This window comes from Pseudomonas shirazica, from assembly GCF_015168335.1.
GTDB classification, from domain to species: domain Bacteria; phylum Pseudomonadota; class Gammaproteobacteria; order Pseudomonadales; family Pseudomonadaceae; genus Aquipseudomonas; species Aquipseudomonas asiatica.
Genome location: NZ_CP063456.1, coordinates 708,488 through 731,363 on the forward strand (window position 1 = coordinate 708,488; position 22,876 = coordinate 731,363).

The window sequence follows — 22,876 nt, forward strand, 5'->3', positions numbered from 1 at the left end:
CAATGACCCAATCCCTGGCCGATATGCGCCGCGACTACACCCGTGATGGCCTGGCCGAATCCCAGGCCCCGGGAGAGCCGTTCGCCCTGTTCCACCAGTGGTTCGCCGAAGCGGTGAAAACCGAGCAGGTGCCGGTGGAAGCCAACGCCATGACCTTGGCCACTGTCGACGGTGAAGGCCGCCCGCACTGCCGTATCTTGTTGCTGAAGGGGCTCGATGAGCGTGGCTTCACTTTCTTCACCAACTACGATAGTGCCAAGGGCCAGCAACTGCTGGTCAACCCTTTCGCCGCCATGACCTTCTTCTGGCCGGCGCTGGAGCGCCAGGTGCGCATCGAAGGGCGGGTGGAAAAGGTCACCCCCCAGGAGTCTGACGCCTACTACCAGGTGCGCCCGCTGGGTAGCCGCCTGGGTGCTTGGGCTTCGCCACAGAGCCAGGTGATTGCCGGTCGTGAGGAGCTGGAGGGACTGGTCAAGGCCACTGAGGCGCGCTTTTCCGACACCCAGCCGCATTGTCCGGAGCATTGGGGTGGGTATCGTTTGCTACCTGAGCGCATCGAGTTCTGGCAGGGGCGGGCCAGCCGCCTGCATGACCGACTGAACTACCGGCTGGTGGATGGGCAATGGCTGCGGGAGCGGTTGGCGCCCTGAGTTTGTCGGGGCCGCTTTGCGGCCCCGGCGCTCCATCAGGCTACCCCGGATACCCTGTAGCCTGCCGTTCCAACCACCCCGCCAACTGCTTGCGCCCCACCTTCTCCACCCGCGCCTGCTCCAGCCTTTGCAGCATATACGCGCGTTTTTCCGGGTCCGCCCCTGCCAGCGACAACGCCAGGTCACGGTCCATCCAGCGGCGCATGCGCACATACAGCCACCAGTGGAAATACAGCCCCGCAACGGTGGTGACCACGACGATGAAGTAATCCATGGCTATCCTTGGTCTCACTTGAAAGGCCTCGACACAGCCGTGCAGGCTGTCCCTTGGCTGAATGAAAACAATTTTATTACGTTTGTACCGTGACAGCCGTCAACGTGCAGCGTCTAATGAGCACCTGACTTATGGAGACCTTACCCATGCGTAAATCCGCTTTGCTGGTGGCGACCTTTACCACCATGTCGCTGTTGCTGGGTGGCTGTGCCTCGAGCCTGACCGGTGACAGCTACTCCCGTGATGAGGCCCGCCGCGTGCAAACTGTGCGCATGGGCACTATCGAGTCCCTGCGTCCGGTCAAGATCGAAGGCACCAAGACCCCGATCGGTGGCGGTGCTGGCGCCATCGTGGGTGGCGTGGCCGGGAGCGCCGTGGGTGGTGGCCGTGGCAGCATCGTCGCCGCCGTGATCGGTGCCGTTGCCGGTGGCCTGGCCGGTTCCGCCGCCGAAGAGGGCCTGACCCGTACCCAGGGTGTCGAGATCACCGTGCGTGAGGACGATGGCAGCATGCGTGCCTATGTGCAGGCCGTGCAGCAGAACGAGATCTTCCGCGTTGGCGACCGCGTGCGCATCATGACCGTCGATGGCACCAGCCGCGTCACGCACTGACCGTAGCCCAACAAGAAAAAACCCCGACATGGCGCTCGCCAGTCGGGGTTTTTTCATGCTGCGGCCAGGTCAGCCGACGTTGGACTTGCGGCTGGCCATGGCGGTTACTGCATAGCCGAACACGGCGGCGAAGAACGATCCGGTGAGAATACCCATGCGGTCCATCCCGGCGTAATCACTGCTTCCAGGCACAAAGGCGAGCGAGCCGACGAACAGGCTCATGGTGAAGCCGATACCGCAAAGTATCGCCACACCCAGCAATTGCCCCCAACTGGCGCCTGCAGGCAGTGCGGCCAGGCGCAGCTTGACCGCGACCCATGTCAGGCCGAAGACACCCACGGTCTTGCCCAGCAACAGCCCCACGGCGATGCCCAGTGGCACCGGGTGGGTGAAGCTTTCTAAGGTCACGCCTGACAGCGATACACCGGCGTTGGCGAAAGCGAACAGCGGCAGGATGGCGTAGGCAACCCAAGGATGCAGGGCTTGTTCCAGGGCAAGCAGTGGTGAGCGTTCGGCATGGCGCGTGCGCAGCGGGATGCACAGGGCCAGGGCGACGCCGGCCAGGGTGGCATGCACGCCGCTCTTGAGCACGCAGACCCACAGGATCAGGCCAACGACCATGTAGGGCCCAAGCTTGACCACGCCAAGCCGATTCATCGACACCAGCAATACCAGGCAGGCGGCAGCCAGCAGCAGCGACATGCTCGACAGGGTGCCCGAGTAGAACAGGGCAATGACGATGATCGCACCCAGGTCGTCGATGATCGCCAGGGTCATCAGGAACAGTTTCAGCGACACCGGCACGCGCTTGCCCAGCAGGGCCAGTACGCCGAGGGCGAAGGCGATGTCGGTGGCTGTGGGGATAGCCCAGCCGGCTATGGCGGCAGGGTTGTCACGGTTGATGAACCAGTAGATCAGTGCCGGTATCACCATGCCGCCCACGGCGGCGGTGGCTGGCAGGATTACCTGGGAGGGCTTGGACAGGTGGCCGTCGACTACCTCGCGCTTGACCTCCAGGCCGATCAGCAGGAAGAACAGGGCCATCAGGCCGTCGTTGATCCAAAGCAACAGCGGTTTGGCGATGTGCAGCGCACCGACCTGAACGGCGACGGGAACGTCGAGCAGGCCGCTGTACAGGTAGGACAGCGGCGAGTTGTTGATTATCAGGGCCAGGATGGCCGCAGCGATCAGCAACAGGCCACTGGCGGCTTCGAGCTGGAAGAAGCGGGTGAACAGGCTACGCACGGGCTATAGGCTCTCCATGAGCAGTTGACAATGGAACGGGCGTACACCCTAGCCTTTGGCGATATGCTTTCAAACAAAAACCATATTCGTTTTTGTTATATGGTATTGCTGGCTGGGCTGCGGGAAAGCCTAGACGCAGATGGGGAAGGAGTGGGGGGGGGAAGTCTGATGTTTGTTGTGGATTTTTCTGATGTCTGCAGTGGCCCTTTCGCGGTTTTACCCGCGAAGAGGCCCTGGCATGTAAAAGGCTCAGAGGCCGAGCATATCCCGCGCCACCGCCTCAGCGATGCGAATCCCATCGACACCCGCCGACAGGATTCCGCCCGCATACCCGGCCCCTTCACCCGCCGGGAACAGCCCCTTGAGGTTCAGGCTCTGGAAGTCCTCACCGCGGGTAATGCGCAGCGGCGAGGAGGTGCGGGTCTCGATCCCAGTCAGCACTGCATCATGCAGGTTGTAGCCCTTGATCTGCCGGTCGAACGCTGGCAGCGCCTCGCGAATGGCTTCGATGGCGAAGTCCGGCAGGCTCGGCGCCAGGTCGCCCAGGGTCACGCCCGGTTTGTAGGACGGCTCGACACTGCCCAGTGCAGTCGACGGCCGGCCAGCGACGAAGTCACCCACCAGCTGTGCCGGGGCCTGGTAGTTGCTGCCGCCCATCACGTAGGCGTGGGCTTCCAGGCGTTCCTGCAGCTCGATGCCGGCCAGCGGGCCGCCCGGGTAATCGCGCTCGGGGTCGATGCCGACGACGATGCCTGAGTTGGCGTTGCGCTCGTTACGCGAGTACTGGCTCATGCCGTTGGTAACCACCCGGCCTGGCTCGCTGGTTGCTGCGACCACGGTGCCGCCCGGGCACATGCAGAAGCTGTACACAGAGCGGCCATTCTTGGCGTGATACACCAGTTTGTAGTCGGCGGCACCGAGTTTCGGGTGACCGGCGTACTTGCCTAGGCGAGCCTTGTCGATCAGCGTTTGCGGGTGCTCGATACGGAAGCCCACCGAGAACGGCTTGGCTTCCATGTACACGCCTTTGGCGTGCAGCATGCGGAAGGTGTCGCGGGCACTGTGGCCCAGTGCCAGCACCACATGGCGCGAGTGCAGCTGTTCGCCGCTCTCCAGCACCACGCCGGTCAGTTGCCCATCCTCGATCAGCAGGTCGGTGACCTTCTGCTGGAAGCGCACTTCGGCGCCAAGGGCAATCATGTCCTGACGCATCTGCTCGACCATGCCGGTGAGGCGGAAGGTGCCGATGTGCGGTTTGTTGATGTACAGGATCTCGTCCGGTGCACCGGCCTTGACGAACTCTTCCAGCACCTTGCGGCCGTGGTGCTGCGGGTCCTTGATCTGGCTGTACAGCTTGCCGTCGGAGAAGGTACCGGCGCCGCCTTCGCCGAACTGCACGTTGGACTCGGGGTTGAGCACGCTCTTGCGCCACAGGCCCCAGGTGTCCTTGGTGCGCTGGCGTACTTCCTTGCCGCGCTCGAGGATGATCGGCTTGAAGCCCATCTGTGCCAGCAACAGGCCGGCGAAGATGCCGCACGGGCCGAAGCCGACCACGATCGGGCGCTCCTGCAGATCGGCAGGGGCCTTGCCGACGAACTTGTAGGTTACGTCTGGCGCCGGGCCGATATTGCGATCGTCGGCGAACTTGCTGAGCAGCTCGGCTTCGTTGCTGGCTTCCAGGTCGATGGTGTAGATGAACAGCAGTTCGCTGTTCTTCTTGCGCGCATCGTAGCTGCGCTTGAACAGGTTGAAGCTGAGCAGTTGCTCGTCGCGGATGCCCAGGCGCTGGACGATCGCTTCACGCAGGGCTTCGTCGGGATGGTCCAGGGGCAGCTTCAGTTCGGTGATTCGTAGCATGGCAGGGTCCAGTATCCCGGCCATGGGCGGCCGGCGGCTTTACACAAACCGCCAAGTATAAGCTGTTCGCCGCCCCGACTGGCAGGATAAAAGCGCCCGGCGATCAGTTGTCGCGTGCACCGCCATAGTAACCGCAGCCCAGCAGGGTCTTGCCGTCGATGCGCAGTTCGGCACGTAAGTGGTGGATGGCACCGGTGGCGGTGTCTACACAGCGTTGTGGCGCGACCCACAGCTCCACGTGCTGGCCGTTGGCTTCGCTGGTCAGGGTCAGGCCGCCGCCGGGCACTTCTTCTTCCAGAAAGGGCAGGGGCAGGGGATCCTGGCCGACGCGGTTGAGCACCATGCCTTTGCCGCTGGCCTTGATGTCCCATTCCGGCTCATGGCCGTTGGCGCGCAGGGTCAGCTGCTTGAAGTTGGGGTCTTCACAGGCGCGGGTGGAAGGTTCCAGGCGGTACAGGCGGCGAACTTCAAGCTGGCCGTTGTTGTTGGCCTGCCTGCTGCCGGTGAGGCGGCCACGGACGTCGGCGAACAGTTTGTCGTTGGCGTCCTTGGCGAGGTTGGCGGCTTCCTGCAGGATGCCGGTTGCGGCGACGTCGTTGATCACGAAAGTGCGGTTTTCGCTGCACGGCTTGAACAGCAGCTGGCCACCGCCGGCACGCAGCTCGCCCTGCATGCGCGTAGTGCCGATGTTCGGGTCGCTGGGGGTGTCAGCCATGAGCTGGCAGCCTGCGAACAAGGGCAGCAGGGCGGTGAGCAGCAGGGTGGGGGTGAGGCGCATGGGGCGGGCTCCGGGGAAATCTTTGCCATGAAAGCCGGCCACGTTACTCAGGCTGGCGCTGGATCACAAGTTAATGGTTGCCTGTACTGGCCCTATCGCCGGCAAGCCAGCTCCCACAGGCCCCCACAACTTTCAGGAACTGTGGGGGTACCTGTGGGAGCTGGCTTGCCGGCGATAGGGCCAGTACAGACAATACATTTCTGACAGGTAGAAAAAAGGGCCAGTAGATGGCCCTTTTCCCGGTCAACCCCCCAGGTACGCGTCGCGCACCTTCGGGTCGGTCAACAGTGCTTCCCCAGTACCCTGCATCACCACCCGGCCGTTCTCCAGCACATACGCCCGGTCAGCGATCTTCAGCGCCTGGTTGGCGTTCTGCTCCACCAGGAACACCGTCACGCCATCACGGCGCAGCTGTTCGATGATGTCGAAGATCTGCTGGATGATGATTGGCGCCAGGCCCAGCGATGGCTCGTCGAGCAGCAGCAGCTTGGGCTTGCTCATCAGCGCCCGGCCAATGGCGAGCATCTGCTGCTCGCCACCGGACATGGTGCCGCCACGCTGGATATAACGCTCCTTCAGGCGCGGGAACAGCTGCAACACCTTGTCCAGCTGCTCCTGGTAATCGCCCTTGTCGGTGAAGAAACCACCCATTGCCAGGTTTTCCTCGACGGTCAGGCGGGAGAACACGCGGCGGCCTTCCGGTACCACCGCGATGCTCTTGCGCATGATGTGCGAAGACGGCTGGCCGACCAGCTCTTCACCCAGGTACTTGATGCTGCCGCTGTGCGCCTGCGGCGAGCCGCACAAGGTCATCAGCAAGGTCGACTTGCCGGCGCCGTTGGCGCCGATCAGGGTGACGATCTCACCCTGGTTGATCTCCACATTGACGCTGTGCAGCGCCTGGATCTTGCCGTAGAAGGTGGAAACGTTCTCGAACTTCAGCATTTACGCTTCCCCCAGGTAGGCTTTGATCACATCAGGGTTGTCGCGGATCTCTTCCGGTGTGCCGTGGGCCAGGGGTGTGCCCTGGTTGATCACCACGATATGGTCGGAAATGCTCATCACCAGCTTCATGTCGTGCTCGATCAGCAGCACGGTGACGTTGTGCGACTCACGCAGGTAGGCGATCAGCGCCTTGAGGTCTTCGGTTTCCTTCGGGTTCAGGCCCGCAGCCGGTTCGTCGAGCATGATGATGCGCGGTTGGGTCATCATGCAGCGGGCGATTTCCAGGCGGCGCTGCTGCCCGTAGGCGAGGGTGCCGGCGGTACGGTTGGCGAACTCGGTCAGGTTGACCTTCTCCAGCCAGTACTGCGCGCGCTCCATGGCCTCCTTCTCGCTGCGGCGGAAGCTTGGGGTCTTGAACAGGCCGGCGAAGAAGTTGGTGTTGAGGTGGCGGTGCTGGGCGATCAGCAGGTTTTCCAGCGCGGTCATTTCCTTGAACAGGCGCACGTTCTGGAATGTCCGCACCACGCCCTTGCGGGCGATCTGATGCCCGGCCAGGCCCTGGATCGGCTGGCCATCGAGCAGGATGGTGCCGCCGCTGGGCTTGTAGAAGCCGGTCAGGCAGTTGAACACGGTGGTCTTGCCGGCGCCGTTCGGGCCGATCAGTGCCACCACCTGTTTTTCCTTGACGGTCAGGCCCACGCCGTTGACCGCCAACAAGCCGCCGAAGCGCATGCTCAGGCCGCTGACTTGCAGAATTTCGCGGCTCATCGACGCAGCTCCATGTGTGGACGTTGCATAGGCAGCAGGCCTTGCGGACGCCAGATCATCATCAACACCATCAGCGCACCGAACATCAGCATCCGGTATTCGCTGAACTCACGCATCAGCTCGGGCAGCAGGATCATCACGATGGCCGCGAGGATCACGCCCAGTTGTGAGCCCATGCCGCCGAGCACGACGATGGCGAGGATGATCGCCGACTCGATGAAGGTGAACGACTCCGGCGTCACCAGGCCTTGGCGCGCAGCGAAGAAGCTGCCGGCGAAACCGGCGAAGCAGGCGCCCAGGGTGAATGCCGACAGCTTGATCACGGTCGGGTTCAGGCCCAGAGCGCGGCAGGCGATCTCGTCTTCGCGCAGGGCTTCCCAGGCGCGGCCGATCGGCATGCGCAGCAGGCGGTTGATCACGAACAGCGCCAGCAGGGCCAGCAGCAGGGCCACCAGATAGAGGAAGATGACCTTGTTGATCGAGTTGTATTCCAGCCCGAAGAACTCATGGAAGGTCTGCATGCCTTCGGCGGCACGGCGTTCGAAGGTCAGGCCGAAGAACTCCGGCTTGGGAATGTTGCTGATGCCGTTGGGGCCGCCGGTCCAGTCGGTGAGGTTACGCAGGAACAGGCGGATGATCTCGCCGAAGCCGAGGGTCACGATCGCCAGGTAGTCACCGCGCAGGCGCAGCACCGGGAAGCCGAGCAGGAAGCCGAAGGTAGCGGCCATGAGGCCGGCGATCGGCAGGCATACCCAGAAGCTCCAGCCCAGGTAGTGCGAGAGCATGGCGTAGCTGTAGGCACCGACGGCGTAGAAGCCGACGTAACCAAGGTCGAGCAGGCCTGCCAAACCGACCACGATGTTCAGGCCCAGGCCCAGCAACACGTAGATCAGGATCAGCGTGGCAATGTCGACCGCGCCGCGCGAGCCGAAGAACGGCCACACCAGTGCCGCGACGATCAGGCCCATGATCACGTAGCGCTGGGTTTTCGGCAGGGTCAGGTAGTTGCTGACCGCTGGCGGGATCAGCTTGCGATCCGAGCGGCGGCCCATCACCGAGCTCCACTGCTTGTCGAACAGCACGCGCAGGAACATCAACACCGAACACACGGCGATGATGCCGATGGTGAACGAGCCCTGGCTGTGCACTACCAGGCTGATGCCATCGATGCTCAGTTTCAGGCCCAGTACCGGGAAGGCCACGGCCCATACCAGCAAGGCGCTGAAGAACGCCTGTTTGAGATTTCTGTTCATACTTTTTCAACCTCCGGGCGGCCCAGGATGCCGGTCGGCCGGAATAGCAGGACAAGAACCAACAAGCCGAATGCCACAACGTCCTTGTACTGGTCGCCGAAGATATCGGCACCGAACGCTTCGGCCACGCCCAGCACCAGCCCGCCGAGCATGGCGCCCGGAATGCTGCCAATGCCACCCAGCACCGCCGCGGTGAAGGCCTTCAGGCCCACCAGGAAACCGGCGTTGGGGTTGATCACCCCGTACTGCATGCTCAGCAGCACGGCCGCCACCGCCGCCAGGGCGGCACCGATGACGAAGGTGAGGGCGATGATGTTGTTGGTGTTGATGCCCAGCAGGTTGGCCATCTTGATGTCCTCGGCGCAGGCGCGGCAGGCGCGGCCCAGGCGGGAACGGGAGATGAACAGGGTGAGGCAGGTCATGGCCACCAGGGTGACCACGAACACCAGGATCTGCATGTAGCTGATCAGTACTTCCTCCGCGCCGCCTGGCCCGAACGAGAAGCTGCCGGGGATCAGGTTGGGGATGGACTTGTCCTTGGAATCTTGCGACAGCAGGACGGTGTTCTGCAGGAAGATCGACATGCCGATGGCGGAAATCAGCGGGATCAGACGGTTGCTGTTGCGCAGGGGGCGGTAGGCAACCCGTTCGATGCTGTAGCCATAGGCACTGGTGACGAAGATCGTCGCGACAAAGGCGACGGTCATCAGGACAGGCAGCGAATGGATACCCATCATGGCCAGGCCCGCCAGGGCGATGAAGGCCACGTAGGAACCGATCATGTACACCTCGCCGTGGGCGAAGTTGATCATGCCAATGATGCCGTACACCATCGTGTAGCCGATGGCGATCAAGGCATAGGTGCTGCCGATGGTCAATCCATTAACCAGTTGTTGGAAGAAATGGTAGATCTCAGGCATTACAGCGCTCCTAAAAACCTGATTTGCATTTCGCTGGCGGGGGTAGGCCAGGAAACCGCGGGTGACGGTTTTAAGATTTTCAGGTGAGCCCGCCCCCGGATCGCGGGGATCAGGCCCATGAACCTCGTAAAACAAAGCCCACTGCTCGCACAGTGGGCTTCTACGGTCAGCTATTAGTCACGCAGTTACTGAGGGGAGACTTCGGTCTTCGGCTTGCCGAAGTGCCATTCGTAGACCACGAACTTGAAGTCTTTCAGGTCGCCTTTGTCGTCGAACGACAGGTCACCGGTCGGGGTCTTGAAGGTACCTTCGTGGATGGCGGCTGCCACCTTGTCGGCATCTTCGGACTTGGCTTTCTTGATGCCTTGGGCGATCAGCTCGACAGCCGAGTAGGCCGGGAACACGAACGGGCCGCTTGGGTCCTTGCCGTCAGCCTTGATGGCGTCGACGATCTTCTTGTTCGCAGGGTCCGCATCGAACGACTTCGGCAGGGTCACCAGCAGGCCTTCGGAGGCGTTCTGGGCGATCTGCGAGATGGAGTCGTTGCCCACGCCTTCCGGGCCCATGAACTTGGCTTTCAGGCCCTTTTCCTGAGCCTGGCGCAGGATCAGGCCCAGCTCTGGGTGGTAGCCGCCGTAGTAGACGAAGTCGACGTTGTTCTGCTTGAGCTTCTGGATGATCGAGGAGAAGTCCTTGTCACCGGCGTTCAGGCCTTCGAACACGGCAACCTTGGTGCCTTTGCCTTCCAGGGTCTGCTTGACCGCGGTGGCGATGCCTTCACCGTACTGCTGCTTGTCGTGCAGAACGGCGACAACCTTCGGCTTGACGTGGTCGGCGATGTAGTTGCCGGCAGCCGGGCCCTGGGCGCTGTCCAGACCGATGGTGCGGAAGATCAGCTTGTAGCCACGTGCGGTGATTTCCGGGGAGGTCGCGGCCGGGGTGATCATGATCACGCCTTCGTCTTCGTAGATGTCGGACGCAGGCTGGGTAGAGCTGGAGCACAGGTGACCAATGACGAACTTGACGCCGTCGTTGACCACTTTGTTGGCGACTGCCACGGCCTGTTTAGGATCGCAGGCGTCGTCGTATTCCTTGGCTTCGAGCATCTTGCCATCCACGCCGCCCGCGGCGTTGATATCCTTGATGGCTTGCTTTGCGCCGATGAACTGCATGTCGCCGTACTGGGTCACAGGGCCGGTCTTGGGGCCGGCAATCCCGATCTTGATGGTATCGGCGGCAAACGAATGGCTGGCTACCCCTGCCAGAACCATTGCGGCGAACAGCTTGGAAATCTTGATCATAGTGCTCCACTCATTCTGTTGTAATTCTTATAGTCCTGGCGGCCAGGGCTACAGACCGGGCGGGATTTGCGGCGTGGCCATGCCAACGCGCAAGCCCACCTTCCCCCGGAACATGTCCCGGAACTGTACCGGTACAGTGTAGAGCGCTGTTCGAGCGCTTGAAAAGCGGTCGAAAAGTGCCTGCTTCCTGGGTTGTCGCATGGTCGACACAAAGATACAGAAAGGCGCCATCAAACTGCCTGCATCTGCGACCCCGCCCCACAAGTTCGGGATCAATCGACCAAATTACATATTTGAAACCGGGTTTTTCTGCAAAAATGCCGACCTTTTTTATTGGCCGATTTTTGCGGAAACCACCCATGACTGATCAAACAAGCACCCTCTATGCCAAATTGCTTGGCGAGACGGCAATCATCGAGTGGAAAGCGCTGGAGCGTTTCTGGGCCAAGGGTGACCTGATTTGGGTCGACCCGAGCCTCGACCTGATTGCCGTTGCCGAGGCGATGGCCGAGAATCGCAGCGAGATCTTCGCCAAGTGGCGTAGTGATGGCACTGTTGGTCCGGTAACCGCCGAGCAGGCCCTGGACCTGCAAAGCCGCGATCCAGAGATCTGGGCGGTGGTGGTTTCGCCGTTCATCGTGATTCAGGCAAAGCGCCCGACAGAGGCATGATCGCTTTTGGTGCGCAAAAATGCGCAGCAGCCCCGTTTTGGTGCTTGAAGGCGCTCAAGGCGGGTGGAGGGAAGTAACAATTCGGCGTGGCGGTAACAGTTTACGGGATGCGTAATGCCCCACCGTTCTGCCAGGCAACGCGAAACCTGTAGGAGCGGCCTTGTGTCGCGATGGGCTGCGCAGCAGCCCCGGCATTTTTTGCATCGATGCGGAGATCTGGGGCTGCTGCGCAGCCCATCGCGACACAAGGCCGCTCCTACAGGTTCCTGGCCCGCATGGGTAAAGTTCGAACCAGTCAGGAGTCATTGATGAGCACTGCACTACCTTCGCTTGGATTCGCCGGCATCGGCCTGATGGGCCTGCCCATGTGTCGGCGCCTGCTGGCAGCGGGTTACCCGCTGACGGTATGGAACCGCAGCCCGGACAAGTGCACTGCACTGGTCGCGGCTGGCGCGCGCCTGGCCAGCAGCCCTGCCGAACTGTGCCGCGACAGCGACATGGTGCTGCTGTGCCTGGCCGACACGGCCGTGGTCCGCGAGGTGGTGTTCGGCGAGCAAGGCATTGCCCAGGGCGGACGCAGCGGCCAGTTACTGGTCGATTTCTCCAGCCTGGAGCCAACCGCCACTCGTGAAATGGCCGCTGAACTGGCAGCGCTGTGCGGCATGGCCTGGCTGGACGCGCCAGTGTCCGGGGGCACCCCCGGGGCCGAAGCCGGCACCCTGGCGATCATGGTCGGTGGCGAGGCAGCCGACCTGGCGCGTGCGCGCCCGGTACTGCAGGTACTTGGCCAGCGCGTGACGCATATGGGCGCGGTGGGCGCAGGCCAGGTGACCAAGGCCTGCAACCAGATGATCGTGGCCTGCAATGCTCTGGTAATCGCCGAAGTGGTTGCCTTGGCTGAACAGTCCGGTGTCGACGCGACGCTGATCGCCGAAGCGCTGGCGGGCGGTTTTGCCGACTCCAGACCGTTGCAGATCCTCGCTCCGCAAATGGCCGAGAGCCGCTTCGAGCCGATCAAGTGGCATGTGCGCACGCTGCTCAAGGACCTCGATGGCGCGGTCAAGTTCTCCCGCGAGCAAGGCTCGGCGACGCCGCTCAGTGGCCTTGCCGCACAATTGATGCGCCTGCACGCAAGCCAGGGGTACCTGCAAAAGGATCCGGCGACCCTGGTTGAGCTGTATCGCAGCAAGGGCTGAATACGCCGCCCTTGTGCCGAACCCGCTCCAGTAGCGAGCGTAGTTCGGCAAGCGGCTCCGGGCGGCCCAGCAGGTAGCCCTGCAGGTAGTCGCAGCCGTGGGCTTGGAGAAACGCCAGCTGTTCGGCGGTTTCCACGCCCTCGCTGACCACCTGCAGATGCAGGGTATGCGCCATGACGATGATCGCCTGGACAATTTCGCGATCCTTCTGGCTGCCCGGCACATCCTGCAGGAAGCTGCGGTCGACCTTAAGCACGTCCAGCGGCAGGCGCTTGAGGTAGGCCAGCGACGAGTAGCCGGTGCCGAAGTCATCGATCGACAGCGCCACGCCCAGGGCGCGTATGCGCGTGAGCAGGTTTACCGTGCGCTGGATGTCACCCATCAAGGCGTTCTCGGTCACTTCCAGTTCCAGCTGTCGGGGTGCGAGCCCGGCGTGGAACAGCGCCTTTTCCACTTCGTTGGGCAGTTCGTCGTGACTGAGGGTGACGGCCGAACAATTGACCGTGACCTTGAGGTTTCCATGACCGTGGCGCTGCAGATAGGCCAGGTCGGCGCAGGCGTGGCGCAGCACCCACAGATCGAGGTCGATGATCAGCCCGTTGGCCTCGGCGATGGCGACAAAACGATCGGGCCCGAGCAGGCCGTGTTGCGGGTGTTGCCAGCGCACCAGGGCCTCAAGTTTGGCCACTTGCCTGCTGCGCAGGTCGAAGATCGGCTGGTAGTGCACGCATAGCCCATGTTCCTCGAGCAGCGCCACCCGCAGTTCCTCTTCCAGTTGCAGAGCAATCGAGGCCTGGGTCTTCAGGCTGTCGTTGAAGAAGTTCAGGCTGTTGCGCCCGTTACCCTTGGACTGGTACAGGGCAAGGTCTGCATGCTTGAGCAGCTCTTCGGCGGTGGTGCCGTCGTCGGGGAAGATGCTGATGCCGATGCTGGTGGTCATGACCATGCGCCGGCCGCCCAGGTTTATGGGCTCTTTCATCCTCTGCATGATGCGCTGGGCCAGGTGGCGGGCTTCGTCGCGGTTTGTGAGGCTGGTGACCACGCAGAACTCGTCGCCGCCCAGGCGTGCGACCAGGTCGCGGTTTCGGGTGGCGGCCTTGATGTGTCCGGCGATCACTTTGAGCAGTTCGTCGCCGGCGTCGTGACCGAGGCTGTCGTTTATGCGCTTGAAATGGTCGATGTCGAGGAACATCACCGCCAGGTGGCTTTGCGTGGCCTGGTGCTCGGCCAGGCGTTCGGCGAACACCTGGTTGAAACCGCGGCGGTTGACCAGGTTGGTCAGGGCGTCGTAGTGCGCGGCCTGCTGCAGCGAAGCGCGGGCCTGGTCCAGTTGGCTGAGCAGCACGCTGACCCGGCGCAGGTCGTGCTCCTTGCTTTGCAGCTTCTTGTCGGCCAGTGCGGTACTGATGCTGGCAGCACTGATCAGCATGGTGATGAAGCCGATGCCCAGTGCCAGTTGCAGGCTGTTGTCGCCAGAGGGCAGGCGCAGGGCGGTGTCGGCCGGGATGACCAGGGTCATGGCCGACATCGCGGTAAAGTGGGTGGCAACGATACCACCAGCCATCAGCAGGCTGGCGCCGTACTTCATGGCCTGGTGCAAGGTACCGCTGCCCTGCCGGAAGTAGCGGGCCAGGTATAGCGCGGTCAGGCTGGTGAGCAGGGCAATGGTGGCCGAGGCCAGCAGCAGGCCGGTCTGGTAGTACTGGCGGGCACCGGTTTCCAGGGCGGCCATGCCTACGAAGTGCATCAGGATGATGCCCAGGCCGATCAGTACCGCACTTCGCAGGTAATGGATTGCGCGCATCTGGCTGCGGTCGAGGCTGTGCATGGCCAGCCAGGCGACGGCCAGTGCGATGAGCAGCGAAAGGATGGTCAGGGACGCGTCGTAGTGCACTTCCACTGGTGCCCGGAAGGCCAGCATGCTGATGAAATGCATGGCCCAGATGCCACCTGCCAGGCAGCAGGCACCGAGCATGTTCCATTGTCGGTGGGCGGTGGGGTCTTCGCTGTGGGATTGTCGCTCGGCCATGTCCAGCGTGGCGAAGCAGGCCGCACAGGCGACGAGGTAGGCAAGCAGAACCAGGAACGGTTCATGCCGGCAATCGATGACGATGCGCCCGGTTGCCGGCAGGTCGGCGAACAGTTGCAGCCCCAGCCATTCCATGGAATGCCTCATGATCGAGTTTTCACTCGTCTGCGCTAAACCCTGTGCAGACTGTCCAGAGGCAGTATAGGAAGAGGTGTTTAAGCCTTCCTGACTAATGGCACATTGATTCCTACGATTTGGTTATGGAATCAATCGCCGCCAAGAATATTGGCTCGCATTTGTAGGAGCGGCCTTGTGTCGCGATGGGCTGCGCAGCAGCCCCAGATTTCTGCACTACCGCAAAAATGCTGGGGCTGCTGCGCAGCCCATCGCGACACAAGGCCGCTCCTACACGGGTGCGGGGAAAGACTAGCCAGCCACCAGCACGCGAATGGCTTCCAGGCGCAAGGCGGCCTTTTCCAGCATCGCCAGGCCCTCTTCACGCTGCTTGCGCAGCGCTTCGATCTCGCTGTCGCGCACGCTCGGGTTGACCGCTTGCAGGGCGACCAGACGGGCCAGTTCTTCGTCGGCCTCCGCCTTAAGGCGGCGCTGGGCCTCGGCCACGCGCTCGACGTGGGCCGGCATGACCTTGGCCTCGCCGCTGCCGATGCGCTGGGCCAGCACATCACGCTGGGCCTGGACGAACTTGTTGGCGCTGGCGCGTGGCACGCTTTCCAGCTGGTCGTTGAGGGTTTCGAAGGCCACGCGGGACGCCAGGTCGTTGCCGTTGGCATCGAGCAGGCAGCGCAATGCCGCCGGTGGCAGGTAACGCCCCAGTTGCAGGCTGCGCGGTGCCACCACCTCGCTGACGAACAGCAGTTCAAGCAGCACGGTCCCGGGTTTGAGCGCCTTGTTCTTGATCAGCGCCACGGCGGTGTTGCCCATCGAGCCGGACAGCACCAGATCCATGCCGCCTTGTACCATCGGGTGTTCCCAGGTGAGGAACTGCATGTCCTCGCGCGACAGCGCCTGGCCACGGTCGTAGGTGATGGTCACGCCTTCGTCGTCACCTAGCGGGAAGCTGGCGTCGAGCATCTTTTCGCTCGGCTTGAGGATCAGGGCGTTCTCGGAATGGTCTTCGCTGTCGATGCCGAAGGCGTCGAACAGGGTTTCCATGTAGATCGGCAGGGCGAACTGGTCGTCCTGTTCGAGAATGTCCTCGACCAGCGCCTGGCCTTCGCCGGCACCGCCGGAGTTGAGCTCCAGCAGACGGTCACGGCCGGTATGCAGTTCGGCTTCCAGGCGTTCGCGTTCGCTGCGGGCGTCGGCCACCAGGGCTTCCCAGGCCTTGCTTTCGCCACCTTCGAGCAGTGGCAGCAGGCGCGGGCCGAACTGGTGCTGCAGGGCGTTGCCGGTAGGGCAGGTGTTGAGGAAGGCGTTGAGGCCTTCGTGGTACCACTGGAACAGGCGCTCTTGCGGGCTGTCCTGCAGGTACGGGATATGCAGCTGGATGGTGTGCTTCTGGCCGATACGGTCGAGGCGGCCGATGCGCTGTTCGAGCAGGTCGGGGTGCGCTGGCAGGTCGAACATCACCAGATGGTGGGCAAACTGGAAGTTGCGGCCTTCACTGCCGATCTCGGAGCAGATCAGCACCTGCGCGCCGAACTCTTCGTCAGCGAAGTAGGCGGCGGCGCGGTCGCGTTCGAGGATGCTCATGCCCTCATGGAACACCGAGGCCGGGATGCCGGAGCGCACGCGCAGGGCGTCCTCCAGGTCCATCGCGGTTTCGGCATGGGCGCAGATCACCAGCACCTTGGTACGCTTGAGCATCTTCAGGGTGTCGATCAGCCAGTCGACGCGCGGGTCGAAACGCCACCAGCGCTCGTCATCGGCCACCTCGCCCTGGGCCTGGAAGGCGACTTCCGGGTACAGCTCGGCATGTTCGCCGGCTGGCAGGTCGCGGTACTGCTCGGGCGTCGCCAGTGGGTAAGGGTGCAGCTGGCGCTCAGGGAAGCCCTGGATCGCCGCGCGGGTGTTACGGAATAGCACGCGGCCGGTGCCGTGGCGGTCGAGCAGCTCACGGATCAGGCGCGCGCTGGCCTGGGTATCGCCGTCGCTGACCGCAGCCAGCAAGGCTTCGCCTTCGGCACCCAGGAAGCCCTGGATGGTGGCGTGGGCCTTGGGCGACAGGCGGCCTTCGTCGAGCAGTTCCTGTACGGCTTCGGCCACCGGGCGATAGTGCTCGCTCTCGGCGCGGAAGGCGGCCAGGTCGTGGAAACGGTTGGGGTCGAGCAGGCGCAGGCGGGCGAAGTGACTGTCCTGGCCGAGCTGCTCGGGGGTGGCGGTGAGCAGCAGCACGCCCGGGATCACCTGGGCCAGCTGTTCGACCAGGCCGTATTCGGCGCTGACCTGGTCTTCGTGCCAGACAAGGTGGTGGGCTTCGTCCACCACCATCAGGTCCCAGCCAGCGGCGAACAGCGCGTCCTGGGCCTTTTCGTCTTCTACCAGCCACTCCAGGGCCACCAGCGCCAGCTGGGCATCCTCGAACGGGTTGCTGGCATCGCTTTCGATGAAACGCTCAGCGTCGAACAAGGCCACCTGCAGGTTGAAGCGGCGGCGCATTTCCACCAGCCACTGGTGCTGGAGGTTTTCCGGTACCAGGATCAGTACGCGGCTGGCGCGGCCAGACAGCAGCTGGCGGTGGATCACCAGGCCGGCTTCGATGGTTTTGCCCAGGCCTACTTCGTCGGCCAGCAAGACGCGCGGCGCGCTGCGGTCGGCGACTTCGCGGGCGATGTGCAACTGGTGGGCGATGGGTTGGGCACGGCAGCCGCCCAGGCCCCACAGCGCCGACTGCATCTGCTTGCTGGTGTGCTGCAGGGTGTTGTAGCGCAGGCTGAACCACGACAGCGGGTCGATCTGCCCGGCGAACAGGCGGTCGCTGGCCAGGCGGAACTGGATGAAGTTCGACAACTGGGTTTCTGGCAGGGTGCGCGGCTGGTTCTGCCCGTCCAGGCCGTGGTAGACCATCAGCCCGTCGATGTCCTCGACCTCGCGCACGGTCAACTTCCAGCCTTCGAAGTGGGTGATCTGGTCACCTGGCGAGAAGCGCACGCGGGTCAGCGGCGCATTGCGCAGGGAATACTGGCGGGTGTCGCCAGTGGCCGGGTAGAGCACGGTCAACAGGCGGCCGTCCTGCGCCAGGATGGTACCCAGGCCGAGCTCGGCTTCGCTGTCGCTGATCCAGCGTTGCCCCGGTTGATACTGCTGCGCCATACTGCCTGAACTCCCGCGATGAAAAAGCCGGTTATGTTAACGGATCGGCCGGTCAGACCAAAGTGCCGAGCGCATCGAAAGGTGCCGAAGTGCGATAGGTAGCAACAGTCTAGCCGCTTCATCGTCCCCCACCGTGCTGCCGACGAGGGCTCCGGATCAACATGTCTGCCAAGCACCGCTGGATCAGCGCTTCGATGGCCGTGGGCAGCCTGTTGCTGCTGGCCGCCTGCGAGCAGAAAAACTTCGAGACCTTGCCCGCCATCCCGATCGAGCAGCTCGAGGTGCTGGGCGTGCAGACGCCGATCAAGAGCGTGCACTTTCTTGACCGCGACGGTGAAGGCCTGCTGGTGTTGAGCCGCAGCGATGGCCAGGCCAGCGACCCGGAAAGCGAGCAGGAAGTTGACAAGGTTGTACTCAAGGCCACGCTGTACGGGCGCAAGGCCGAAAATGACGCTTTCAAGGCGCGCTGGCAGATCGAACAGGAAACCACCTGCCCGGGCCTGGACCTGGATGTGGACTTCTATAACGACGTCAGCGATGTCGGCGACCTGAACAAGGACGGCGTCGCCGAGGTGACGGTTGCCAGCCACGCATTCTGTGGCGGTGGCATCGACCCGCACGACATCGCCATCGAGATGCGCGAAGGGCAGGCCAGCTACAGCATCACCGGCCAGTCGCTGATCACCCCGGCAGGTGAAGAGCCGATCGGCGGTGAGCGTGAGGACAGCGCCTCGCTCAAGGGCGCGCCGCAGGTGCTGCGCGAGCACATGGACGCGGTCTGGCAGCAGGTGTACAAGCGGCCCTGGAGTGAGGCCAGCCCGCCAAGCGACGACAACCCTGACGACGAAGCCGAATAAGTGTTGTGCATGCCATCAAGGTAAACCCGCGCCTGCCGATACAGGGGGCATAGGAGAACGTCCATGCTGCCACCGATCATTCCGCTCAGTGCCGCCCCGGTGACCTCGCAACAGGACCCGGTCAAGCCGACACCCGACATCAAGCCGGTGGTGCCGACCCAGCCTGCATCCGGTGAAAGTGCCATCGACCTCAAGCAGCAGCGTGACCCGCAGGAGCAGGCGCTGCTGCTGCGCGACGAGCAGCGCCGCCAGCAGCAACGTCGGCAGAAGGGCGACGACGAACGCTACAGTGCAATGCCGGGTGACGAGGTCAACGCCGACAACACCGTGCCGGTAGCGCCATTGATGGGCGAGCATGTACGCCAGGGGCTGCTGGTGGACATCGAAGTCTGACATGGGGCTGGTCAGCGCCAGCGCCTGGCTTCATCATGCAAGTCTCAGTTGATCGTCGAGCCCACCCATGAGCCAAGACAACCTCATCGATTTCGATGCCGAACGCGCCAAGCGCGTCCACGACCTCAAGGAAAAGCGCCTGAACGAAATGCGCAATGCGTTCGAGCAGGCCCTGCCGTTGAACAGTGCCAAGAAAAAGAAGCCCAAGGGCAAGCCGAAGAAGCGCTGAAACTTGACGCAGGTCAACCCTGCACTCGCCTCGCGTGCCCGGCCCCGGGCACCATTGACACCGATCAATTTTCCCCGCCTCCACATTGGTTAACTTGCACCCATCGGACAACGGCAAACGAATGGGGAGGCCAGCATGTTCTTCGACAACGTGGTTATCGCCGGAGTGGTAACGGTCGGGTTGATGGTCGCATTCTTTGCCGGTCTGGGCATTTTCATCTGGAAGGACTCGAACAAGCGCAAACCGCGCTGACCTTCCGGGTACACGAGCACGCAAGGCATTTAGGGCGACTTCGGTCGCCCATTTTTTTGCCTGCAATTTTTGTGTCGCCTGTCCCGGCCCTTTCGCAGCACAAGGCTGCTCCTACACAGTTTCTGTAGGAGCAGCCTTGTGCTGCGAAAGGGCCGGGACAGGACCATCTGCACCTCTTATAAAGATGATTAGCTAGCTAATTAATCGTTTCCGCTTTATCCTTCCCACCATTGTCTATCTTTCTACAAGACCATCCCCTCAAGGTCCGTCTCGTGCCCATCACCTTCCAGGCCCTGTTCGCTCCCAGCAGCCTCGCCCTCAAGTTCGCCATCAAGACCCTGCTCGGTGGCGGCCTGGCCCTGTGGCTGGCGATGCGCTGGGGCCTGGAGCAACCGTCCTGGGCCCTGATGACCGCTTTCATCGTCGCCCAGCCGTTGTCAGGCATGGTGGTGCAGAAGGGCCTGGCGCGGCTGGCCGGCACCCTGGTCGGCACATTTATGTCGGTGCTGTTCATCGGTCTGTTTGCCCAGACCCCCGGTCTGTTCCTGCTCACCTTGGCCCTGTGGCTGGCCCTGTGTACCGCCGCCTCCACACAGTTGCGCAGCGCCTGGGCCTATGCCTTCGTGTTGGCAGGCTACACGGCGGCGATCATTGCCCTGCCGGCCATCGATCACCCATTGCAGGTGTTCGACCAGGCCGTGGCGCGCTGCACCGAGATCTGCCTGGGTATCTTCTGTGCCACCGCCAGCAGCGCCTTGCTCTGGCCCATGCGGGTAGAGCAGCAACTGGGCGGGCAGGCCCGTCAGGCCTGGCAGAACGGCCTGCAGGCCGCCAGTGCCATGCTGGGCGGTGAAGACGAGGCGCGCAAAGGCCTGCTGGAGAGCCTGGGGCGTATCGTTGCCATCGACAGCCAACGCGAACACGCCTGGTTCGAAGGCAATCGCGGGCGCCAACGCGCTCGTGCCATTCGCGGCCTGAGCCAGAAACTGATGGTGCTGCTGCGCATTTCCCGTTCGGTGCGCCGCCAGTGGCGGCAACTTGATGAGGGCGAGGCCGAACGCCTGGCGCCCTGGCTGGAGGAGGTGCGCGCACTGTTGGGCAAGCCCGATCAGCCGAGCCTTTTGCTTCTGCGCCAGCGTATCTGGGATGCTGCCCACGATGATCAGATCAGCCCGGCGGAGCACTTTTGCCTGGCACGCATGGCACTGCTGCTGGATTACGCCATGGCTGCCAGCCAGGCGCTGGAGGATGTGGAGGCGGGCAGGGCGCCCAAGGATGTGTCTCAGGGCCTGGCCGCGCACCGCGACTGGTCGCTGGCCTTGCTGTTCGGCTCACGCAGTGCGCTGGCCTTTCTGGTGATGAGTGGTTTCTGGCTGGCCACCGCCTGGCCTTCGGCACCGGGTGGCCTGGTGCTGACCTGTGTGGTCTGCAGCCTGTTCGCCAGCCGCGAGAATGGCGCGCAGATCGGCCTGAGCTTTTTACGAGGGATCCTCCTGGCAATACCGGCGGCGTTTCTGGTCGGGCAAATTCTGCTGCCGCAATGGAGCAGCTTCGCCATGCTCTGCCTGGGCATGGGGGGGCCGCTGTTTCTTGGTGCGCTGGGCATGGCTCACCCGCGGACCGGGGCCACGGCTACTTCTTATTGCCTGCATTTCATCGTGCTGGTGTCGCCGCTCAACGCCATGCAGTTCGGCGTGGCCACCATGCTCAACAGTGCCTTGGCCATGCTGGTGGGTGTGTCGGCGGCGGTGATGGCCTTCCGCTTGTTGGTGTTTCGCCACCCGGCCTGGCTGGGCCAGCGCCTGCGCGCGGCGACCCAGAATGACCTGGTGCGCCTGACCCGGCGCGACCTGCGCGGGGCCGACAGTTGGTTTGGCGGGCGCATGGCCGACCGCCTGATGCAACTGGCGCGGCATGCCGGCGACCTGCCCGAGAGCGAACGCAAGCGCTGGGACGACGGCCTGCACGGCCTGGATATCGGCGACGAACTGGTGCATTTGCGCATGTGCCTGGCGGTCGCCCAGGCCCCGTTGGGACGGGCCGAGCGCGAATACCTGCAGCAGGTAGAGGCAGTGCTGGCCAAAGGGCCGGCGCCAGGGTGTGGGCAGAGCCTGGATGCCGCAAGCGAACAGTTCATTGGCGCCTTGCGCCGTCTACCCTCCAGCGATCCGCTGCGGTTGGCCGAAGGGGCGGTGCTGCAACTGCAAAAAAGCTGGGGCAAGTGGTGCCGTTGGCAGGAGGAATCCCATGGGGTTGCGTGAGTGGGAATTGGGCGGCGTGCTGTTCAGCCCTTTCCTGGTTTATGTGTTGATGGCGCTGGTGCTTACCGGCGTGTTGCGTCTGGTGGTGCAGGCCACGCCGTTGGGGCGCTGGATCTGGCATGAAGCGCTGTTCGATGCGGCGTTGTTCGTTTGTGTGTTGTTCCTGGTAGTGCGACTGCTGGGAGCTTTATAAAGGAGTGTTTCGATGCGTGCGGCCGTACGTACCCTGGTCACCTTGTGTGTGGTGGCCCTTGCCGTCTTCGCCGGCTATCAGCTGTGGCAGTACTACATGCTCACCCCCTGGACCCGCGATGCCCGTGTGCGCGCCGATGTGGTGGTGATCGCCCCCGATGTGTCCGGCTGGGTGCGCGAGCTGAAGGCCCGTGACAATCAGCAGGTCAAGGCCGGCGACCTGCTGATGAGCATCGACCGCGAACGCTTCCAGGCTGCTTTCGACCAAGCCAGCGCGGTGACCGAAACCCGCAGCCAGCAACTGCGCCTGCGCGAGCGTGAAGCGGCCCGGCGTACCGCACTTGGGCCGGAGGCGATCAGTGCCGAATTGCGGGAAAACGCCCAGATCAATGCGGCCATCGCCCGCGGTGAGCTGCATGAGGCCGAGGCACAATTGCAGGTCGCCAAAATCAACCTGGCGCGCAGTGAAGTGCGGGCGCCGCGCAGCGGGCATATCACCAACCTGCGCCTGGCCGAGGGCAACTATGTGAACACCGGGGAGGCGGTGATGGCCCTGGTGGACGATTCAACCTTCTATATCCAGGCCTATTTCGAGGAAACCAAGCTGCCACGCATTCGTGTGGGGGATGCGGTGAAGGTCTGGCTGATGGGCGCGGGCGAACCGATGCAAGGGCATGTGGAAAGCATCAGCCGTGGTATCACCGACCGCAACAGCAACCCCGACAGCCAGTTGCTGCCGGAGGTCGAGCCGACCTTCAACTGGGTGCGATTGGCGCAGCGGATACCGGTAAGGATTCGCCTGGACCAGGTGCCGGAGGGGGTGACCCTGAGTGCGGGAATGACGGCCAGTGTGCAGGTGCATGAGGAGCAGAGTCGGCCGTGAGGGCCAAAGGGGCTGCTAAGCAGCCCCAGATCCTCGAT

22 protein-coding genes are annotated in these 22,876 nt (G+C 63.2%); 11 read left to right on the top strand and 11 right to left on the bottom strand.

Going from position 1 to position 22,876, the window contains the following annotated elements:
* The first annotated feature begins 2 nt into the window (after positions 1-2).
* Positions 3-650: a pyridoxamine 5'-phosphate oxidase gene (pdxH, locus tag IMX18_RS03230; protein WP_015271534.1), complete on the top strand. Its 648-nt coding sequence runs from the start codon at positions 3-5 to the stop codon at positions 648-650.
* Between the two features lie 40 nt (positions 651-690).
* On the opposite strand, the gene IMX18_RS03235 is transcribed toward pdxH, so the two are convergent.
* Positions 691-924: a hypothetical protein gene (locus tag IMX18_RS03235; RefSeq protein WP_015271533.1), complete on the bottom strand. Its 234-nt coding sequence runs from the start codon at positions 922-924 to the stop codon at positions 691-693.
* A gap of 146 nt (positions 925-1,070) precedes the next feature.
* Between IMX18_RS03235 and IMX18_RS03240 the strand changes: the two genes are divergently transcribed.
* Positions 1,071-1,535 (top strand): outer membrane lipoprotein, encoded by a 465-nt coding sequence (locus tag IMX18_RS03240; RefSeq protein ID WP_013973925.1) that lies wholly within the window; start codon positions 1,071-1,073, stop codon positions 1,533-1,535.
* Positions 1,536-1,604: 69 nt separating this feature from the next.
* On the opposite strand, the gene nhaA is transcribed toward IMX18_RS03240, so the two are convergent.
* The 8 genes from nhaA to IMX18_RS03280 all read right to left on the bottom strand — a co-directional run bounded on the left by nhaA (position 1,605) and on the right by IMX18_RS03280 (position 10,602).
* On the bottom strand, positions 1,605-2,780 hold the full coding sequence (nhaA, locus tag IMX18_RS03245; RefSeq protein WP_015271532.1) for a Na+/H+ antiporter NhaA: 1,176 nt from the start codon (positions 2,778-2,780) through the stop codon (positions 1,605-1,607).
* 249 nt (positions 2,781-3,029) lie between these two features.
* Entirely contained in the window at positions 3,030-4,637 is a 1,608-nt protein-coding gene (locus IMX18_RS03250) for an NAD(P)/FAD-dependent oxidoreductase (RefSeq protein WP_015271531.1), read from the bottom strand.
* 103 nt (positions 4,638-4,740) lie between these two features.
* Positions 4,741-5,415, bottom strand: a complete 675-nt coding sequence (locus tag IMX18_RS03255; RefSeq protein WP_217190071.1) for a COG3650 family protein — start codon at positions 5,413-5,415, stop codon at positions 4,741-4,743.
* Between the two features lie 243 nt (positions 5,416-5,658).
* Positions 5,659-6,360, bottom strand: coding sequence for an ABC transporter ATP-binding protein (locus IMX18_RS03260; protein WP_013973921.1), 702 nt, complete (start codon positions 6,358-6,360; stop codon positions 5,659-5,661).
* Positions 6,361-7,128 carry a high-affinity branched-chain amino acid ABC transporter ATP-binding protein LivG gene (livG, locus tag IMX18_RS03265; RefSeq protein WP_013973920.1) on the bottom strand — a complete coding sequence of 256 codons (768 nt, stop codon included), beginning with the start codon at positions 7,126-7,128 and terminating at the stop codon, positions 6,361-6,363.
* Positions 7,125-8,381 carry a high-affinity branched-chain amino acid ABC transporter permease LivM gene (locus tag IMX18_RS03270; RefSeq protein ID WP_015271529.1) on the bottom strand — a complete coding sequence of 419 codons (1,257 nt, stop codon included), beginning with the start codon at positions 8,379-8,381 and terminating at the stop codon, positions 7,125-7,127. The genes livG and IMX18_RS03270 overlap by 4 nt, the downstream gene beginning before the upstream one ends.
* The gene (gene livH, locus IMX18_RS03275) at positions 8,378-9,301 is read right to left on the bottom strand and encodes a high-affinity branched-chain amino acid ABC transporter permease LivH (protein WP_013973918.1); all 924 of its coding nucleotides are present in this window, start codon (positions 9,299-9,301) and stop codon (positions 8,378-8,380) included. The genes IMX18_RS03270 and livH overlap by 4 nt, the downstream gene beginning before the upstream one ends.
* 185 nt (positions 9,302-9,486) lie before the next feature.
* On the bottom strand, positions 9,487-10,602 hold the full coding sequence (locus tag IMX18_RS03280; RefSeq protein ID WP_015271528.1) for a branched-chain amino acid ABC transporter substrate-binding protein: 1,116 nt from the start codon (positions 10,600-10,602) through the stop codon (positions 9,487-9,489).
* Positions 10,603-10,961: 359 nt separating this feature from the next.
* Here IMX18_RS03280 and IMX18_RS03285 point away from each other — a divergent pair, with 359 nt between their 5' ends.
* Together IMX18_RS03285 and IMX18_RS03290 are read left to right on the top strand one after the other, a co-directional pair.
* A complete protein-coding gene (locus tag IMX18_RS03285) occupies positions 10,962-11,273 on the top strand; it encodes a DUF2288 domain-containing protein (RefSeq protein ID WP_003258939.1) in 312 nt (103 codons plus the stop codon).
* A 308-nt stretch (positions 11,274-11,581) separates the two neighbouring features.
* Complete coding sequence (locus IMX18_RS03290; protein WP_015271527.1) at positions 11,582-12,469, top strand: NAD(P)-dependent oxidoreductase; 888 nt, start codon at positions 11,582-11,584, stop codon at positions 12,467-12,469.
* Here the strand turns inward: IMX18_RS03290 and IMX18_RS03295 are convergent.
* Both IMX18_RS03295 and rapA read right to left on the bottom strand, forming a co-directional pair.
* Positions 12,369-14,633: a putative bifunctional diguanylate cyclase/phosphodiesterase gene (locus IMX18_RS03295; RefSeq protein ID WP_054573718.1), complete on the bottom strand. Its 2,265-nt coding sequence runs from the start codon at positions 14,631-14,633 to the stop codon at positions 12,369-12,371. The genes IMX18_RS03290 and IMX18_RS03295 overlap by 101 nt on opposite strands.
* A gap of 291 nt (positions 14,634-14,924) precedes the next feature.
* Positions 14,925-17,771, bottom strand: coding sequence for an RNA polymerase-associated protein RapA (rapA, locus tag IMX18_RS03300; protein WP_041505639.1), 2,847 nt, complete (start codon positions 17,769-17,771; stop codon positions 14,925-14,927).
* 161 nt (positions 17,772-17,932) lie between these two features.
* On the opposite strand from rapA, the gene IMX18_RS03305 reads away from it, so the two are divergent.
* From IMX18_RS03305 to IMX18_RS03330, 7 genes are all read left to right on the top strand, one after another.
* Entirely contained in the window at positions 17,933-18,628 is a 696-nt protein-coding gene (locus tag IMX18_RS03305; protein WP_015271525.1) for a M949_RS01915 family surface polysaccharide biosynthesis protein, read from the top strand.
* A gap of 63 nt (positions 18,629-18,691) precedes the next feature.
* Positions 18,692-19,021, top strand: coding sequence for a hypothetical protein (locus IMX18_RS03310; RefSeq protein ID WP_003258942.1), 330 nt, complete (start codon positions 18,692-18,694; stop codon positions 19,019-19,021).
* A gap of 67 nt (positions 19,022-19,088) precedes the next feature.
* Positions 19,089-19,250 carry a hypothetical protein gene (locus tag IMX18_RS03315; protein WP_003258944.1) on the top strand — a complete coding sequence of 54 codons (162 nt, stop codon included), beginning with the start codon at positions 19,089-19,091 and terminating at the stop codon, positions 19,248-19,250.
* Positions 19,251-19,385: 135 nt separating this feature from the next.
* A complete protein-coding gene (ccoM, locus tag IMX18_RS28190) occupies positions 19,386-19,502 on the top strand; it encodes a cytochrome c oxidase subunit CcoM (protein ID WP_003254862.1) in 117 nt (38 codons plus the stop codon).
* A 272-nt stretch (positions 19,503-19,774) separates the two neighbouring features.
* On the top strand, positions 19,775-21,763 hold the full coding sequence (locus tag IMX18_RS03320; protein ID WP_217190070.1) for an FUSC family protein: 1,989 nt from the start codon (positions 19,775-19,777) through the stop codon (positions 21,761-21,763).
* Positions 21,750-21,956 carry a DUF1656 domain-containing protein gene (locus tag IMX18_RS03325; protein ID WP_013973910.1) on the top strand — a complete coding sequence of 69 codons (207 nt, stop codon included), beginning with the start codon at positions 21,750-21,752 and terminating at the stop codon, positions 21,954-21,956. The genes IMX18_RS03320 and IMX18_RS03325 overlap by 14 nt, the downstream gene beginning before the upstream one ends.
* Positions 21,957-21,968: 12 nt before the next feature.
* Positions 21,969-22,838 (top strand): efflux RND transporter periplasmic adaptor subunit, encoded by an 870-nt coding sequence (locus IMX18_RS03330; RefSeq protein ID WP_015271522.1) that lies wholly within the window; start codon positions 21,969-21,971, stop codon positions 22,836-22,838.
* Positions 22,839-22,876 lie beyond the last annotated feature (38 nt).